This is a genomic window from Actinoplanes sp. NPDC048791 (assembly GCF_040650095.1).
Taxonomy (GTDB): Bacteria; Actinomycetota; Actinomycetes; order Mycobacteriales; family Micromonosporaceae; genus Actinoplanes.
Genome location: NZ_JBEZGQ010000012.1, coordinates 1 through 15597, shown reverse-complemented (window position 1 = coordinate 15597; position 15597 = coordinate 1). Strand labels below are relative to the sequence as shown.

Genomic DNA, 15597 nt, shown 5'->3' with positions numbered 1-15597 from the left:
CGCGCCGGCCTGTTCACCTGAATGTTGCTGTCGATCGTCCTGGGGCACGGGATTCCCCGGACGCCGCTACCGTGACCTGACATGAGGATGCCGCAACGCTCCGGCCGGATCCCGGTCGTCGACGTCAAGCCGGTGGTGGACGACGGCGACCGGCCGGCCAAGTCGGTCGTGGACGAGGAGTTCGAGATCACCGCGACGGTGTTCCGGGAGGGCCACCACGCGGTCAACGCCACGGCGGTGCTCACCGATCCGGCCGGGCGCGAACACCACCGGCCGATGACGCGGGTCAACGCCGGCCTGGACGCCTGGGCGGTCACCGTCAGCGCGGATCGGCCGGGCCGCTGGTCGTACCGGGTCGAGGGCTGGTCCGACCCGTACGGCACCTGGCATCACGACGCCGTCATCAAGGTCGGTGCCCAGGTCGACACCGAGCTGATGCTGGAAGAAGGCGCACGGGTGCTGCAGCGTGCCGTGGCCGAGGTGGACCGCACGGCCGAGCAGGCGGCGACGCTGCGCGACGCGATCGACCGGCTGCGCGACACCCGGTCCGCGCCGGAGGTACGGCTGGGCGCGGGCCTGACCCACGCCGTGCAGGATGAGCTCGCGGCGCGGCCGTTGCGCGACTTCGTGTCGGCCGGCCCGGAGCGTCCGTGGCTGGTCGAGAGGGACCGCGCGCTGTACGGCGCGTGGTACGAGATCTTCCCGCGTTCCGAGGGCGCCCACGTCGACGAGACCACCGGCCGGTGGGTCAGCGGAACCATGCGCACCGCGGCGGACCGGCTCACCGCGATCGCCGGGATGGGCTTCGACGTGGTCTATCTGACGCCGGTCCACCCGATCGGCCGGATCAACCGCAAGGGCCGCAACAACGCCCTACGGGCCACCGATCAAGATCCTGGTTCGCCGTACGGGATCGGGTCGGCCGAGGGCGGGCACGACACGCTGCACCCCGACCTCGGCACGTTCGCCGACTTCGACGCGTTCGTCGCCCGCGCCCGGGAGCTCGGCCTGGAGGTGGCCCTGGACCTGGCACTGAACTGCGCGCCGGACCACCCCTGGGTCAGCGCCCATCCGGAATGGTTCACCACCCGGGCTGACGGCTCGATCGCGTACGCGGAGAACCCGCCGAAGAAGTATCAGGACATCTACCCGCTCGACTTCGACAACGACCCGGACGCGCTCTACGCCGAGATCCGCCGGATCGTGCAGGTCTGGATCGACCACGGCGTGACGATCTTCCGGGTGGACAACCCGCACACCAAGCCGCTGGCCTTCTGGGACCGGCTGATCGACGACGTCGCCACCGACCATCCCGAGATCATCTGGCTGGCCGAGGCCTTCACCCGCCCACCGATGATGCACAACCTCGCCAGGATCGGATTCCAGCAGTCCTACACCTACTACACCTGGCGGCACACCAAGGCAGAGCTCGAGGAGTACTGCACCGAGCTGGCCGGGCCCGCGGCGGCCTACATGCGACCGAACTTCTGGCCGACCACCCACGACATCCTGACCCCGTTCCTGCAGCGCAGCGGGCCGGCCGGCTGGAAGATGCGGGCTGCCCTGGCCGCCACCCTGGTGCCCAGCTACGGCATCTACACCGGCTACGAACTGATCGAGAACGTGGCCCGCCCCGGCGCGGAGGAGCAGATCGACAACGAGAAGTACGAGTACAAGCACCGCCGGTGGGACCAGCCGTCGCTGGCCCCGTACCTCACCCGGATCAACGAGATCCGCCGGGCCCACCCGGCCCTGCACTGGCTGCGGAACCTGCGTTTCCATTCCGCCGACGACGACAACATTCTGGTGTTCTCCAAGGCCCGCCGGATCTACGACCGCGACGACGTGGTCATCGTGGTGGCCAACCTGGAGCCGAGCCAGACCCGCGACACCTGGATCCACCTGACCATGCACGACCTCGGCCTCGGCCCGCACGACGGTTTCGTGGCCCACGACCTGATCACCGGCCAGCACTGGAACTGGTCCGCGCACAACTTCGTCCGGCTCGGCCCGGAGACCGAACCGGTCCACATCGTGCACGTCCAGCCGCACTGACCCTGCTGTGCGGCATGCGCCGACGTCGGCGGCGTTCCGTACGAACGACCCAGCCTGCAACCTCGCACACCGGAGTTTCCGTCGTGCCCGCAGAGACGTGTGGGGGGAGGACCGTGAAAAGGTCCGAGGAGGACGAGTTCCGGGAGTTCGTCGAAATACGGATGGACCGCTGGCGGCGGGCGGCCTACCTGCTGTGCCACGACTGGCACATGGCTGACGACCTGGTCGGGACAGTCGTGGGCAAGCTCTACGAGAACTGGCGCCGGGTGTCGGCCGCCGACAACCCGGACGCGTACGCGCAGCGCGTCCTGACCCGGTCCTGGATCGACGAGAATCGCCGGCCGTGGCGGCGCGAGTACCCGGCCGAGGACGTGCCCGACCCCGGCTGGAGCCCGCCCGACCAGGTCGCCGACCGGGAGCAGCTGATCGCGTTGCTGTCCCGGCTCGGGCGACGGCAACGTGCCGTCGTCGTCCTGCGGTTCTACTTCGACCACTCGGTCGAGGAGACCGCGGAACTGCTCGGCGTCACCACCGGGACCGTCAAGAGCCAGTCCGCGCGGGCTCTGGAGGCTCTGCGCGCGCTCAGCTACGCCACGAGGAGGCACCAGTGAACCAGGCCATGCTCGACCAGCTCCTCGGCACGGCACCGCCGTCGACCGTCGACGTCGAAGCCGTCGTACGGCGTACCCGTCGCCGCCGCCGGATCCGTCATCTCGCCGCCGGCGGATCCGCCGCCGTGGCCGTCGTCGCCGTCATGGTCGGCGCCAGTCTCCTGCCCGGACGAGGCTCCAAGCCTCCACCCGCCCCACCGGCCGCCGTCGCATCACCCTCGTTGTCGCCGTCGGTGTCGCCCAGCCCGCTCGCGTTCCAGCTGCAGTCCGGTACGCCGGCCGGGCAGCAGCGGATCCTCGACCGGTTGCAGACCGTCCTGGAAGAGGCGGCGACCGAGCACGCTCCCGACGTGCGGTGGATCTACATGCCGGACGTGCCGGGTGAAAAACGCACACCCGACGGGCATCCGGTGATGTTCGCGCTGGACGACAGCACGTTCCGGGCCCGGTCCGGAGTCACCGCCGACGGCCGCAAGGGCGGCTTCTACCTGTCGCTGCGGGACGTCAGGTGCGGGGCCGGCCAATCGTGCGAGCCGCTCTACGAATGCGCGCCGCCGATCGCCGACTGCCAGACCACCCGAACCGCATCCGGGCTGCGGCTCATCCGGTACGTGGACAAGCCCGGCCGAGGGTGGCACTTCTACGGAGTCGACGTGGAACTCGCCGACCGCAGACACGCGGTACACCTGAGCGCCGTCAACTACTTCGGCGGCGACGGCAGCGCGCCGTCCGCACCGGCGCCGGTGTTCACCCGCGCCCAGCTCGATGCGATCGCCACCGACATCGCAGAGAAGATCACCGGCTGACCCGCCCGGTCGACGGTTGCGCCGCAGCCACCTGAGAAACACGGCCAGAGCTGGGCACCTCGGTGGCGGCGTGGTGGAGCGGCTACGGCGATTCGCAGCCGGCGGGCTCGAGGCCGGTGCCGGTGTCGCCCATCTCCGCCGAGCCGGGCAGCGGCGTCGCGGCGGGCGCGCGTCCTGTCAGGCCGGGCGACGGAGTCTCGGCGGCGTAGGAGGCAGCCATCAGCAGCCGGTGAACCCCAGCTGGACCAGGGAGAGCGGGATCATGACTCCCCGGGCCACGAAGAACGGATCGGGCGGCACGATCGGTGGATCCGTGACGTCACTATCGGAGCCGACCAGCGCCGATGTCACACCCCGGCGCCCGCCTCCAAGCCAGCCCGTGTCACAGCCATCCGGCCCGACGAAGCAGGCGGTGGAGGCCGGCGGCGCCGACCAGTATGAGCAGCAGGGCACCCGGGTAGCCGTACCGCGAGGTCAGTTCGGGCATGTGAGAGAAGTTCATGCCGTAGATGCCGCCGACCGCGGTCGGCACCGCGGCGATCGCGGCCCACGAGGCGATCTTGCGCATGTCGTTGTTCTGCTCCACGGTCACCTGAGTGAGCCGGGCCTGGAGAAGGGCGTTGACCACATCATCGAAGGTGACGACCTGCTCCACGACGGCGGCATGGTGGTCGGCGACGTCGCTGAAGTAGCGGCGAATCCCCTTGGACAGGTCGGCGAACTGCCCGCCGACCAGGGTCGCCAACGCGCGCTGGAGCGGAAGCACGGCCGTCTTGAACTTCATCAACTGGCGTTTGAGCTGGTAGATCTGTTCGACGGAGACCGGCGTCCCGGCCGCGAACACGGCTGCCTCGGTCAGGTCGATATCGGTCTGCATCGCGGCCGCGATGTCGACGTAGGCGTCGACGAGGCGGTCCAGGATGGCGTGCACAACCGACCATGGGCCCCGGGCCAGCAGTTCCGGGTCGGAACTCAGCCCGGCCCGCAGCGAGCTGAGCTCCATGACGCTGCCCTGCCGCACGGTGATGACGAAGTGCGGGCCGACGAAGACACGAACAAAACCGGTGCTGACGATCTCGCTGGTAGCGGTGACCCGTTCGTGCTCGACGTACTGGGCGGCCCGGAGAACGAGGAAAGTCACGTCCTCGTAGCGCTCGATCTTCACCCGCTGCTCGCGGTGCAGGACATCCTCGACCGCCAGCGGATGCAGGCCGAAGACCTCGGCAACGCGGGTGAGCGAGGCCTCGGAGGGCTCGTGCAGCCCAAGCCACACGAAGGCGCCGTCCTGCTCCCGTGCCCGTTCGTGGAGCCGCCCCAGATCCGCGGCGGAGCCAGGGCTCTCGACGGCGACCCCGTTGACAAACAGGTCGCAGCCCACGATCGCGGTATGGTCGGCGCGTCGTTGGACGGTGGTTCGGAGCGGCTGCCAGGTGCGTCGGGCGTCCAAGATTCTCTTCACCCCCGGCCGAAGCGTACTTCGAGCCGGCGGCGTTGCTGCACGTCTGCGACGTCGGCCCGTCCCAGCGCCCGTGCGCGGCACGCCCGCTGCTCGTCGTCGCCGGCCAGACCAGAATCGCCGGCCGCCGGAGATTCACCACTCGTATCAAGCTGTTCGACGCTGCCGGGATCGTCGCGGCCGCCACCGAGACGCAATCGCCCGCCCGCTTCGCCGCCGCCCGAGTGGCGATGGCGGCCGGCGAGCGCATCCTCGCCGGATCGACGGATGGCTCGCTTCTTCTGTTGGAGCTCGGCACGGGAATCCGAAGGCCACTCCCGTCCGGCGACTCCCCCGGGCGGGTGTACCCGGTTCTCGCCGCCAGTGACACGGCGATCGCCGCGGTGCTCGCAGGCCGCTGCAGCGGTGGAGCCTCGAAAAGTCCTCGACTACCAGGCCTTCGACGTCCGCAGCGCTCCCGGCCAGCAGTTCGTCGTCGACCAGGCGGAGCCCGGCAGCCGCAGCGCCGATGCCTTGGCACTGCTCATAACCATCGCCGTCACCCGGCGCAGTCCCGAGCAGGTCACGCCGGCGCCCGTTCCGTCATGGTGGCTTCGACGATCATCTCGACGAGTCCGGTTTCCAGACGCAGCACGTAACCGGACACCGAAGCGACCAGGTCGCCGGCGAGCATCGGGTTGTCCAGCAGCTTCGCGACGTCGCAGCGCACGGTCTCCACCGGGTCGGTCACGGCCTTGGCGGCGAGGTCTGCGTCGTTGCCTCCCGCGCGGCCGGCAATGGTGTGCCGGAAGTCCGGATCGGCCAACATACCGGTCCCGCACTGCGTGTGATGGATGACCGCGACGTCGATGCGCACGCGAAGGCGCATGGCCAGAAACGCGATGTCCTCGATCACCCGGTCGTCGACGCGGCCCCCCGCGTTGCGCAGAACCCCGGCGTCGCCCGTGTTCACGCCGAGGAAGTCGGCCGGTTCGACCCGGGGGTCGGCGCAGGTGATGACCAGGGGTATGCGCTCGGGCATGGCCGCCGGCATCGCCAGCCTGGTGAGGTCGACGTTCGCGGCGAAGAGGCGGTTACGTCTCAACAATTCGTGGAACTCGGACACGCTGCCTCCGATGGTGTATCTGCAACATCTGGAAGGGCTAAGCTATCCGTACGGAGGTGTATATGCAACAGAAGTCGGCGAACGAGGCCCGTCAGCAGGCGCTGTGGATGTCCGACCAGTGCCTGGGCAGGCGTATCGCGCGGCTGCATCGGTTGGTGTCGCGGCGCTTCGACACGGAGTTGCGGGAGTACGGTTTGACGCTCCCCCAGCTCGAAGTTCTCTCCGAGCTGGCTGTCTTCGGCGCCCCCGCCCGCCCGTCCGAGATAGCCGGCTGGCTGGGGCTCGAACGTTCGACGGTGAGCCGTAACGTCGACGTGCTGACCAAGCAGGGGTACGTGCACGCCGCCGCAACGTCCGCGACCGGTCGGACCACGCGCGTGGCCGTCACCGAGGCCGGATACCGGGCACTCGCGGAAGCCGAGCCGGCCTGGCGCCGGGCCCAGGCGTGGATCAGCGGGGCGGTCGACCCGGACGCCGCCGAAGCACTCGATCAGTGGTTGACCGCGCTCGACCTCCATCAGCAGAACACGCGCCACACACCGGACGGTCAGGCCGGCGAGGTGTAACCGATCAGGGCGTGCAGTGACTTGCGCAGGTGGGTCAGGTCGGCGTCGCCGAGGTGCTGGGCCCACTCGGCTTCCAGTTCGGTGATCACGGTGGCGGCGTCGCTGCAGAACTTCTCGCCCAGCGGGGTGAGGCGCACCAGGGCCGCGCGGCCGTCGGCCGGGTCCGGGCTGACCTGGAGGTAGCCGGCAGTTTCCAGCTCGCGGATGAGGGTGCTCATCGCCTGCCGCGTCATGCCCGCACGCTGGGCGAGCATCACGGCGCGGGTGCCGCCCGGGTCCAGGTTGGCGAAGACCGCGGTGTGCGGCCCCCGTACCTCCGGGTGCCCGAGCGCCGCCAGCCGGCCGATGACCTGCTCGTTGACCGCCCGTACGGCGCGCAGGAGCAGCCGGCCCAGTTCGTCGCTGCCCGCGTCGGCAAGCTGCTGGAGCGCTGATTCCTCAGTCATCGGGCGTCCTCCACGACAAAGTAGGCAGGTAGGTTGACAATGTACGCAGCTTACTTGACTATTGGGCCTGCCGCACCGGTCCGGTGCGACAGACCCCCTCGGGAGGACATCATGCCCAGTGCCGCCACCGTTCCTGACATCGGAACCCGCATGCCTGATCTGGAACTCGTGTCGCCCCGCGGTGACCGCAACACTCTGCACAGCATCCGCGGCGGCGAGCGAGCGATCGCCTACTTCCTGCGCTCCGACACCTGCCCGATCTGCCTCAAGCACGCCCGTTCGCTGGCCGAACTGGCTGAGGCCGGCGGCCTGGGCGGGACGTCGGTCGTCCTGATCGTCCCCGGCGATGTCGGCGAGGCCCGCGAGGTCGCCACCAAGGTGCCGTCCACCGCCGTTACCGCGTGGGCGTCCGGCTCCGGGCACGCCGCGGCCGGAATGGGCGTATTCCTGTCCGTCCAGCACAGCGGGACGTTCCTCATCGCGCCCGACGGCACCGTCGAGTACCGGCGCACCTCGGCGCTGCCACCGCGCAGCATGGACCGCAAGGAACTGCTCGAGGCGATCGCCCGATGAATCCCGGCGAGCTCGACTCCCCGGTGGTGGTTCTGGGCGGCGGCCCGGCCGGGTACACCGCGGCGATCTACCTCGCCCGCGCCGACCTGCGGCCCATCGTCGTCGAGGGCGCGGAGGCCGGCGGGGCACTCATGACCACCACCGCGGTCGCCAACTATCCCGGCTTCGCCGACGGCGTCCTCGGGCCCGACCTGATGAACGCGATGCGCCGGCAGGCGGCGAACTTCGGAGCCACCTTCATCGACGAGGACGCCGACGCCGTCCACTTGACCGGCCCGGTGAAGACGGTCACGGTCGCCGACCGGGTGCTGCGCAGCAAGGCCGTCGTCCTGGCCACCGGATCGCGCTGGCGACGGATGGGCGTGCCCGGCGAGGAGGAGTTCGTCGGCCGCGGCGTCGGCAGCTGCGCGACCTGCGACGGCGCCTACTTCCGCGACCAGGACGTCGCCGTCGTCGGCGGCGGGGACAGCGCCCTGGAGGAAGCGACCTTCCTCACCCGCTTCGCCCGTACGGTCACCCTCGTGCACCGCCGCGACACTCTTCGCGCCAGCCGAGCCATGCAGAAACGAGCCGCGGCCGACGCCAAGATCAGCATTCTCTGGAACCACGAAACCGTCTCGGTCGTGGGCGACGACACGGTCTCGGCGCTGCGGCTGCGCCACACGGCCACCCACGACGAACGGACCCTGCCGGTCACCGGCGTCTTCGTGGCCATCGGCCACGACCCCGCCAACGACCTGTTCCGCGACCAGGTCGACATCGACCGGCACGGTTACGTACGCACCGCCGGCCGGTCCACCCGCACCAGCGAGCCGGGCGTCTTCGCCGCCGGCGACCTGGCCGATCCCGTCTACCGGCAGGCCATCACCTCGGCCGGCACCGGGGCCGCGGCTGCCCTCGACGCAGAGAACTGGCTCGCCGACAAGGAGAACGCCGGCCCGCCCGCCGAACCCCTGGACTCCTAAGCAACCCACATGACCATCGACGAGTGATGTCATCTGACCGTAGTGACGTTGCCCGAGCGGGTTCCACAATGCACATCGCCCTGGCTGTCCTTGCCGCGCTCGTCGGGCAGCGCCCAGACCTCAGAACAAAGCGATTCCACGTCGCCTGACGTCGAGCCAGAGCGCGAGCCGGCGTACGTGGCGCGCCAATCCGCTCGCATCGCCACGACGCCGGCGATACACAGGCAACCACGGGGCACACGCCCTTGCCATACCCCATTCTGGAAACCCTTCGATGCCGTCCGGAGACGTCACGCTTGGTGTAGCTCCCACCCGGAAACGATCCTTCCCGGCGATCACGATCTCTTCGGCGGCGGCTTCGACATGCACCGGCGACAAGCCCCAACGGCCCGCTGACCGAACCTTTCAGTCACGACCGAATAGCATCGACGGCCCTCACGAGCGGCACAGAGACTCGGCGCCACCGCCACGCCACCGGCGCTGTGGCCCGAGTCAGACAAGGAAAGGACGCTCGTGAATCTCAGACGACTCCTCTGGACCGCGGGGGCGGCGCTGTCGCTGGCCTTGGTGGCCACCGCGGCGCCGGTATCCGCCGCGCCGTCGGCGCCGACACCGCCGCCCCAACCCGGGAAGACCGCGGCCGGGCCCGCCGGACCGACCGACACCATCGCTCCGAAGGAACGCGACAAGCTGCTACCGAAGGGCTGGCGGAAGTCGGCGGACCGGGCCTGGACGACGACCGGCGACGCCGACGGGTTCCACGTTCTGACTGCCACCGCGGCCGGCGGCTACACCTGGACGACCGTCGCCACGCTGGCCGAGCCAGGTTTCGACACCGACATGTGGATCGGCAACGCCTGCTTGACCGGCTCGGGCCGCAAGCTCGTCGTGGTCTACGCGCCGCGGACCTTTACCAACGAACTCGACCTGTTCGACCGTGGCGGGTTCACCGCGGTGGTGGACCTGGTCACCGGCAAGGTCGCCAAACTGCCGATACAGAGCACGCTGGCCTACTTCAACCCGGGCTGCGGCACCGACGACAAGGCGGTCGTCAGCCAGTTCGCCGGCACCCGCGGCGACCAGCCGGGCGGCAAGGCACAGACACGGCTGTCCACCGTCGACACCGCCGCCGGGCGCATCACCAAGCGCACCCTGGTCGCCGGTGAGGTGAGCTCGGCGGTGCCCGCGGGACCGGGCATCGTCGCGGCCGGGGCCACCAGCCTGCTGAGCATCCAGGCCGACGGCGGCACTCGCAAGATCGCCGACACGGGCGGCGTGCCGTTCCGGCTGACTCCGGACCGCTCCGGCGGCCTCGTCTTCATGGACCGGTCCGGTGATCGGGCGCGCGTCCGCCGTACCGTCCCCCAAGCCGACGCCAAGACGTCGACGCTGGCCACCGGCGCCGTCACCGATGTCGGCCTCACGGCCGACGGTGCCGGCCAGGTCTACGTGACGGGTCGCGCCGAGCGGTCCGGTGCGCTCCCTCCAGAGGTACGCGTCGCGAACGTACCGGTCGACAGCACCTTGTCCAGCAACGGCCGGTTCGCGGTGACCAAGGTCAGCACGGTGGGCACCGACACCGCCCCGGGGCCGGCCGAACCGGTGCGGATCGAGGCCAAGGTCCTGGACACCGATGCGGCGGTGACGTTCGGCGTCGTCCCCGGCGACGGTGTCGACCCCGAGGCCGGCCGGGCGGCGCATCCGTCGCTGTCGGCCCCGGCCGCGAAGGCCGGCCCGTCGGCGCGAGCGACGACGAGCGGCTCGCCGACCAGTCAGATCGAGGACGAGCGGTACTGCTCGGTGCCCCGCAACGACCCGGCCAACCAGGCGCTACAGCCCAAGCCCCGGCAGGTGGAGTGGGCGGTCGACCAGGCCATCACCGACTCGCTGACCGTGCAACGGCCGGCGAACTGGAAGAACCTCGGCATGCCGGCCTACACCCCGCAGGGCCTGTTCCCGCCCATCCCGCTGGAGGGCGGCGGCCGGGTCCCGGCGCAGATCATGCTCGGCATCATCGCCCAGGAGTCGAACATGTGGCAGGCGCCCCGGTTCATCCTGCCGGGCATGACCGGCAACCCGCTGATCGGCAACTACTACGGCCGCAACCTCTCCAACACCACCAGCTCCGACGACTGGGTCGTCAACTGGGAGGACGCGGACTGCGGTTACGGCGTCGCGCAGGTCACCGACGGCATGCGCCGGGCCGGACGGGAGAAGCCGGGTGAGACGGCGCTGCCGGAGCAGGCGCAGCGCGCGGTGGCTCTGGACTATGCCGCGAACGTGGCGGCCGGCCTGCGCATCCTCCAGGACAAGTGGAACCAGGTCTATCGCTCGGGCATGCGGATCCACGACGGCGACCCGTCCTCCCTGGAGAACTGGTTCTTCGCGATCTGGGCGTACAACTCGGGTTTCCACCCGGACATGCACGACGGTCAGCCGTGGGGCGTCGGGTGGGGCAACAACCCGATCAACCCGCGCTTCGACCCGCAGCGCAAGCCGTTCCTGATGGACGACCGCGCGGACGCCAAGAACCCGCAGCGGTGGCCGTACCAGGAGAAGGTGCTCGGCTGGGCCGGCTTCCCGGTGGAGATCAACGAGTCGGAGTCCACGGTCGTCGCCGGCTACCGGCAGGCCTGGTGGACCACTGTGCAGAACAAGCGGGACGTCAAGCCGAACCCCGCCATCTTCTGTGGACCGAATGACAACGACTGCTACCCGGGGCAGCTGCAGAAGCCGACCGCACCGGGCGTATCCAGCGATCCGCCCGGCCCCTGCATGCACCAGAACGGCCTCGGAGAGTACGACCTGAAGTGCTGGTTCCACGCCAGCATCGGCTGGAAGTCGTCGGCCGGCAACCCGTGCACCATGTGCGGTCACGAGACGCTCCGTTTCGACCCCGGCTGGGCGTATCAGGAGGACGGCAACAGCTATCCGCCCGCCTGCAGCCGGGCCGGCCTGCCGGGCAACGCCGTGGTCGTCGACGACGTCCCGGACGGAACACCGGTGGTGCGCGGAGGTTGCGCGCGACAGGAGAGCAGAGGCGGCCGCTTCGCGCTCAACTTCGCCACCGACGACTACGGCGACTACCCCTCGAAGGTGGACTTCCACCAGGTCGGCGGCGGGTTCAACGGGCACTTCTGGACGGCCTTCACCTATGGCGCAGGCGACCGTGGCGGAAGCATGAAGGTCACCGGCACCTGGGTCGTCCAACCCACGCACGCGTGGACCCGGGTCTTCGTCCATCTGCCCTCGACCGGCACCTGGACACACCAGGCCGACTACAAGATCTACCGGCCCGGCGACAGCACCCCGTCGCAGCACCGCACCATCCCGACCCGCTGGGAAGAGAACAAGTGGGTGGACATCGGGGTGTTCGACTTCCGCGCGGCCGGCACCCCGATGGTCGAGCTGTCGAACGTGACGAAGGACGGCAAGGGCATCCACAAGATCTCGTGGGACGCGATCGCCGTGCAGCCCCTGGCCGGCCAGCCCCGGCATCAGATCGTCGCGATGGGCGATTCGTTCTCCGCGGGTGAGGGCGCCGACGAATACACCCGGGTGTCCGACCAGTACGGCAACGACGCCGACTTCAAGGACGCATGCCGGCGCTCTCCGCAGGCCTGGGGGCCGAGCGTGGTGCTACCCGGCACGCCGAACGGCAAGACCCTCGACGCCCTGAGGAAGGACTGGGATCCCAACGTCGACTTCCAGCACATCGCCTGCGCCGGAGCGCGGACGCACAACGTGATGGCGACGAAGAAGCTCGACGGTTCGCCGGCGCCGGCGAACGCCTCCGGCCAGCTGCCCAACGGTACGCAGGGCGAGGTCACCCAGCTCGACTCCGGCTTCGTCGACCGGAACACCACGCTGGTCATGCTCAGCATCGGCGGCAATGACGCCGGCTGGTCCGATGTGGTGCAGGGATGTCTGCCCGAGCACTGCGTGGATCCGAACTTCTCGGTCCCGAACTTCCCGGCGCCGGTCACCGAGTCGGTCCCGCGACGGATCCGCGACGTGGTGAAGCCGGACGTCAACCGGGTGGTCGCCGAGATCCGGGAACGGGCGCCGAACGCCTGGATCGTGCTCGTCGGCTACCCGCGCCTGTTGAAGGAGGGGTCGGATCTCTCCGTGGCCGTGCCCGGCTTCACCTGGGGACTGAGCAAGGACGAGGTGAACTTCCTCAACGACATGGCCCGGGTGGCGGCGACCGAGCTACTTCCCGCCGACATGGAGCACAAGGTCGCGGCCATCGACGTCCGCACCTATTTCGACGGGCATGAGGTCGGCTGGGGGTTCGACAACTACATCAACTCCTACAACGTCGGTGACGCCTACCACGACCCGGACGACGACGGGGAAGCCGACAGCTCCAAGATCGGAGCCGGGTCCTTCCACCCCAATGTGGATGGATATCAGGCGTACCGGCGTGCCGTGGAGGATCTGCTACCGGTCATGAATTGCCGCTGGTCCTGACAGGACGCGGCGGCGGGCCGGACCACCTTTAAGGCTCAGATGAATGGTCTGGCCCGCCGCCGCCGCACAGCTCAGGATGGGTCCGACCGGGACGCGTCCCCGCGTCAGGCGGCGTCATCTCGAACAAAGGAAATGTCATGTCTCACATCTCTCGACCGCGCAAGCTCAGGCTGCTGGTCGTCACCATCATGGCGACCATCGGGCTGGTCGCGACGACGGCGTTGCCGGCGCAGGCGTACTCGCGGTATGAAGATCAGTCGTCGGAGTCCCGGTTCTACGATGCCGGCGGCGTCAATTTCAAGTGCGCCGACGACGCCGTGACGGTGCGGGAGGCGTACTGGCCAGGCGGCGGCCGGCTCCTCGCCGTCGAACTGCGATACAGCAAGCGCTGCCGCAGCGTCTGGGCCCGCGGCAAGGACTTCTACGGTCTCGCCATCAACAGCTACCAGAAGAACTCCGCAGGGGCTTGGGTTCTCCGGGCGTCGCGCTACGACGGAAGGAACCCGTACACCCCGCAGGGAAAAGACCACTGGACCATCATGCTGGACGACGCCAACATGCTCGGCGAAGCCTGCGTGGACTACGGCGTCGTCGGCGAAGAACGGATGTGTACGGGCCGTTACTGATCAGCGCCCGCGCATCTCGACGGTGCGCGGGCCTGTCGGCTCAGAACTCGGAACAGGCAACATAGGCGGTGGCGGGTGAACAACCCCGCCACCGCCTGTTCGTCATTCACGAGACAGGAGCCCGATCAGCTGAGCTCCATCCACCGGGACGTGATGGCGTTGACGCCACCCGGGCAGGCCGCATAGGAGCCGGTGCGGTCACCGTGCCACTTCCACGCCCCATACCGGTACGAGGTGCCCGAGGTGCCGAAGCACTTGATCGCGGCGCGATAGCTCTCCGGGCCGTTCCCGTCACACCAGATCTTGTACTGCGTGGCGTTGGAGACCATGACGGTGCACTCACCGCGCCAGCCCGCTTGGGCAGGCATCGCCGCGGCCAGAACGCCCGCGGACGCGAGCACTCCCACAGCGGCGAGGCCCGCAAGAGCTCGGCCGGATGAAACAGATGAAGACATACGAAATCCTCCTCATTATGGCCGACCATCCACGATGGATGTCGGAACGTGATGGTTCGTTACGCGGGACGGAGACGGTGGCGCTGCGGCGCGGACTGGGCGACGTGCCACACGTCGTGCCGATTGCCGTCGACCACCCAGCTCCCGCACCGCGGGCAGACCCGGCCGGCCGGTACCGCCCGGGTAACCGGGGAGCCGCCGGCTCTCTGCGATGTGCCGATGACCGCACCGGCCGGCGCCGACTCGAACCGCCGGACGATCTCGCGGGTGAGATCCGTCAGCTGGGCGAGAAGTGCCTCGAGTCCCGCCGGGTCCGGCTCGGTCGCCACCGCACGGTGGGTGCGGCCCTGCCAGATCCGTGCGGCGAGCTTCCGCAGAGCCGGATCGGGCTGTACGCCGATCTCGGCGTGCAGCCGGAGCTGGTGCTCGTCCATGACCTGGATCGCCTCGGCCGCCCGGCCGGACTCGTGCAGGCTGGTCATGAGCTGCAGCGTGAGCCGTTCCCGGGTCGGATGCCGCCGGGCGAGCGGGGCGATCTCCTCGATCAGCGCCGGCCCGGAACCGAGACGCAGCTCACGGTCGAACAGTTCCTCGTACGCCGCCAGGCGCATGTCGTCGAGCCGGGTCGCCTCCAAGCCGAGCGCACCCTCCGCGATGCCGTCCAGTGCGGCCCCGGCCCACAGGTCGAGCGCCTTGCGCAGGCGGGCCACGGCGGCCCGCTCGCTTTCCGGCTGTGCCGGCGGCCGGACCGCACGGCAGAACAGGTGGGCGTCGATCGCGTCCTCGCCGAGATCGAGCCGGTAACCGCTGGACTCGCGGATCAGTACGTTGCGGCCGATGTCCGCGGCGAGACAGCGCCGCACCGTGCCGAGGCAGTTCTTCACCTGCTCGCGGCAGGTGGCCGGCGGCGATTCCGGCCATGCCGCGTCGATGAGCGCACCGGCCGAAACGGTCCGACCGGGGCTGAGTGCCAGGGTCGCCAGCAGTCTCTGAGTCCGGCTGCCGCCGAGCTTGATCGGCCCGCGCGGGCCGAACGCAGCGACCGGGCCGAGGAGGCGCAGTCGGATGCCGTCCTCGGGCCGGTGCGTGTATCGCCTCATCGGTCCCCCGCTTCGGTCAATCCGTCGTTACGCGCCCATCCTGATTCGCGGCTCCGGGACGGACCACACCATTTGGCCGAGAGTGAAAGGTGAGCACTGCCGGCGCACGGTCAGGGCATCCACCGATGCGCTGCCGGTGCTCGAAAAATGCGCCTGGCTCGCATATTGGCGCCTGCCCCATCGGGTGGACGTTCAGATGCGAGAGGACCCAGCCATGCCCGAGCCAGCCTCAACCCTCCGGACGCGGACATGAAACAGCGGCGCCGCGTACCCCTCAGCCTCTTTCTCGCCGCTGTGACCGCGCCCGGCATTCTGGTGATCAGCGGGTCCGCCGGGCCGGCCGGCGCGGCGCCGCACGGC

Annotated in this window: 15 protein-coding genes; 8 read left to right on the top strand and 7 right to left on the bottom strand. The window is 69.6% G+C overall.

Annotated features, from left to right (window positions below; genetic code table 11):
* Positions 1 to 81: 81 nt before the first annotated feature.
* The 3 genes from AB0C29_RS02465 (at position 82) to AB0C29_RS02455 (ending at position 3472) form a co-directional block, all read left to right on the top strand.
* Entirely contained in the window at positions 82 to 2055 is a 1974-nt protein-coding gene (locus tag AB0C29_RS02465) for an alpha-1,4-glucan--maltose-1-phosphate maltosyltransferase (RefSeq protein ID WP_360814206.1), read from the top strand.
* Between the two features lie 113 nt (positions 2056 to 2168).
* Positions 2169 to 2666 (top strand): SigE family RNA polymerase sigma factor, encoded by a 498-nt coding sequence (locus AB0C29_RS02460; RefSeq protein WP_360814204.1) that lies wholly within the window; start codon positions 2169 to 2171, stop codon positions 2664 to 2666.
* Positions 2663 to 3472 carry a hypothetical protein gene (locus tag AB0C29_RS02455; RefSeq protein ID WP_360814202.1) on the top strand — a complete coding sequence of 270 codons (810 nt, stop codon included), beginning with the start codon at positions 2663 to 2665 and terminating at the stop codon, positions 3470 to 3472. Before AB0C29_RS02460 ends, AB0C29_RS02455 begins: the two co-directional genes overlap by 4 nt.
* 82 nt (positions 3473 to 3554) lie before the next feature.
* On the opposite strand, the gene AB0C29_RS02450 is transcribed toward AB0C29_RS02455, so the two are convergent.
* From AB0C29_RS02450 to AB0C29_RS02435, 4 genes are all read right to left on the bottom strand, one after another.
* Entirely contained in the window at positions 3555 to 3692 is a 138-nt protein-coding gene (locus AB0C29_RS02450) for a hypothetical protein (RefSeq protein WP_360814200.1), read from the bottom strand.
* Entirely contained in the window at positions 3692 to 3823 is a 132-nt protein-coding gene (locus tag AB0C29_RS02445; RefSeq protein WP_360814198.1) for a hypothetical protein, read from the bottom strand. The genes AB0C29_RS02450 and AB0C29_RS02445 overlap by 1 nt, the downstream gene beginning before the upstream one ends.
* Before the next feature lie 31 nt (positions 3824 to 3854).
* A complete protein-coding gene (locus tag AB0C29_RS02440; protein ID WP_360814196.1) occupies positions 3855 to 4931 on the bottom strand; it encodes a magnesium and cobalt transport protein CorA in 1077 nt (358 codons plus the stop codon).
* Positions 4932 to 5490: 559 nt separating this feature from the next.
* A complete protein-coding gene (locus AB0C29_RS02435) occupies positions 5491 to 6033 on the bottom strand; it encodes a carbonic anhydrase (RefSeq protein ID WP_360814194.1) in 543 nt (180 codons plus the stop codon).
* A gap of 62 nt (positions 6034 to 6095) precedes the next feature.
* On the opposite strand from AB0C29_RS02435, the gene AB0C29_RS02430 reads away from it, so the two are divergent.
* Entirely contained in the window at positions 6096 to 6599 is a 504-nt protein-coding gene (locus AB0C29_RS02430; RefSeq protein ID WP_360814192.1) for a MarR family winged helix-turn-helix transcriptional regulator, read from the top strand.
* Here the strand turns inward: AB0C29_RS02430 and AB0C29_RS02425 are convergent.
* Positions 6581 to 7045, bottom strand: coding sequence for a MarR family transcriptional regulator (locus AB0C29_RS02425; RefSeq protein ID WP_360814190.1), 465 nt, complete (start codon positions 7043 to 7045; stop codon positions 6581 to 6583). The two genes, AB0C29_RS02430 and AB0C29_RS02425, sit on opposite strands and share 19 nt — an antisense overlap.
* A gap of 150 nt (positions 7046 to 7195) precedes the next feature.
* Between AB0C29_RS02425 and AB0C29_RS02420 the strand changes: the two genes are divergently transcribed.
* From AB0C29_RS02420 to AB0C29_RS02405, 4 genes are all read left to right on the top strand, one after another.
* Positions 7196 to 7618: a redoxin domain-containing protein gene (locus AB0C29_RS02420; RefSeq protein ID WP_360814187.1), complete on the top strand. Its 423-nt coding sequence runs from the start codon at positions 7196 to 7198 to the stop codon at positions 7616 to 7618.
* A complete protein-coding gene (trxB, locus tag AB0C29_RS02415; protein WP_360814185.1) occupies positions 7615 to 8583 on the top strand; it encodes a thioredoxin-disulfide reductase in 969 nt (322 codons plus the stop codon). Before AB0C29_RS02420 ends, trxB begins: the two co-directional genes overlap by 4 nt.
* 513 nt (positions 8584 to 9096) lie before the next feature.
* Complete coding sequence (locus tag AB0C29_RS02410) at positions 9097 to 13056, top strand: hypothetical protein (RefSeq protein ID WP_360814183.1); 3960 nt, start codon at positions 9097 to 9099, stop codon at positions 13054 to 13056.
* A gap of 137 nt (positions 13057 to 13193) precedes the next feature.
* Positions 13194 to 13682 (top strand): DUF2690 domain-containing protein, encoded by a 489-nt coding sequence (locus AB0C29_RS02405; RefSeq protein ID WP_360814181.1) that lies wholly within the window; start codon positions 13194 to 13196, stop codon positions 13680 to 13682.
* Positions 13683 to 13807: 125 nt separating this feature from the next.
* On the opposite strand, the gene AB0C29_RS02400 is transcribed toward AB0C29_RS02405, so the two are convergent.
* Together AB0C29_RS02400 and AB0C29_RS02395 are read right to left on the bottom strand one after the other, a co-directional pair.
* The gene (locus tag AB0C29_RS02400; protein ID WP_360814179.1) at positions 13808 to 14050 is read right to left on the bottom strand and encodes a hypothetical protein; all 243 of its coding nucleotides are present in this window, start codon (positions 14048 to 14050) and stop codon (positions 13808 to 13810) included.
* Between the two features lie 146 nt (positions 14051 to 14196).
* The gene (locus tag AB0C29_RS02395; protein WP_360814177.1) at positions 14197 to 15237 is read right to left on the bottom strand and encodes a BTAD domain-containing putative transcriptional regulator; all 1041 of its coding nucleotides are present in this window, start codon (positions 15235 to 15237) and stop codon (positions 14197 to 14199) included.
* Between the last annotated feature and the right edge of the window lie 360 nt (positions 15238 to 15597).

Excerpts from the sequence above, each read along its gene's own strand:
- AB0C29_RS02465 (WP_360814206.1), top strand. The coding sequence starts at position 82 with ATGAGGATGCCGCAACGCTCCGGCCGGATCCCGGTCGTCGACGTCAAG.
- AB0C29_RS02450 (WP_360814200.1), bottom strand. The coding sequence starts at position 3,692 with ATGGCTGCCTCCTACGCCGCCGAGACTCCGTCGCCCGGCCTGACAGGA.
- AB0C29_RS02430 (WP_360814192.1), top strand. The coding sequence starts at position 6,096 with ATGCAACAGAAGTCGGCGAACGAGGCCCGTCAGCAGGCGCTGTGGATG.
- AB0C29_RS02425 (WP_360814190.1), bottom strand. The coding sequence starts at position 7,045 with ATGACTGAGGAATCAGCGCTCCAGCAGCTTGCCGACGCGGGCAGCGAC.
- AB0C29_RS02420 (WP_360814187.1), top strand. The coding sequence starts at position 7,196 with ATGCCTGATCTGGAACTCGTGTCGCCCCGCGGTGACCGCAACACTCTG.
- trxB (WP_360814185.1), top strand. The coding sequence starts at position 7,615 with ATGAATCCCGGCGAGCTCGACTCCCCGGTGGTGGTTCTGGGCGGCGGC.
- AB0C29_RS02405 (WP_360814181.1), top strand. The coding sequence starts at position 13,194 with ATGTCTCACATCTCTCGACCGCGCAAGCTCAGGCTGCTGGTCGTCACC.
- AB0C29_RS02400 (WP_360814179.1), bottom strand. The coding sequence starts at position 14,050 with ATGCCTGCCCAAGCGGGCTGGCGCGGTGAGTGCACCGTCATGGTCTCC.
- AB0C29_RS02395 (WP_360814177.1), bottom strand. The coding sequence starts at position 15,237 with ATGAGGCGATACACGCACCGGCCCGAGGACGGCATCCGACTGCGCCTC.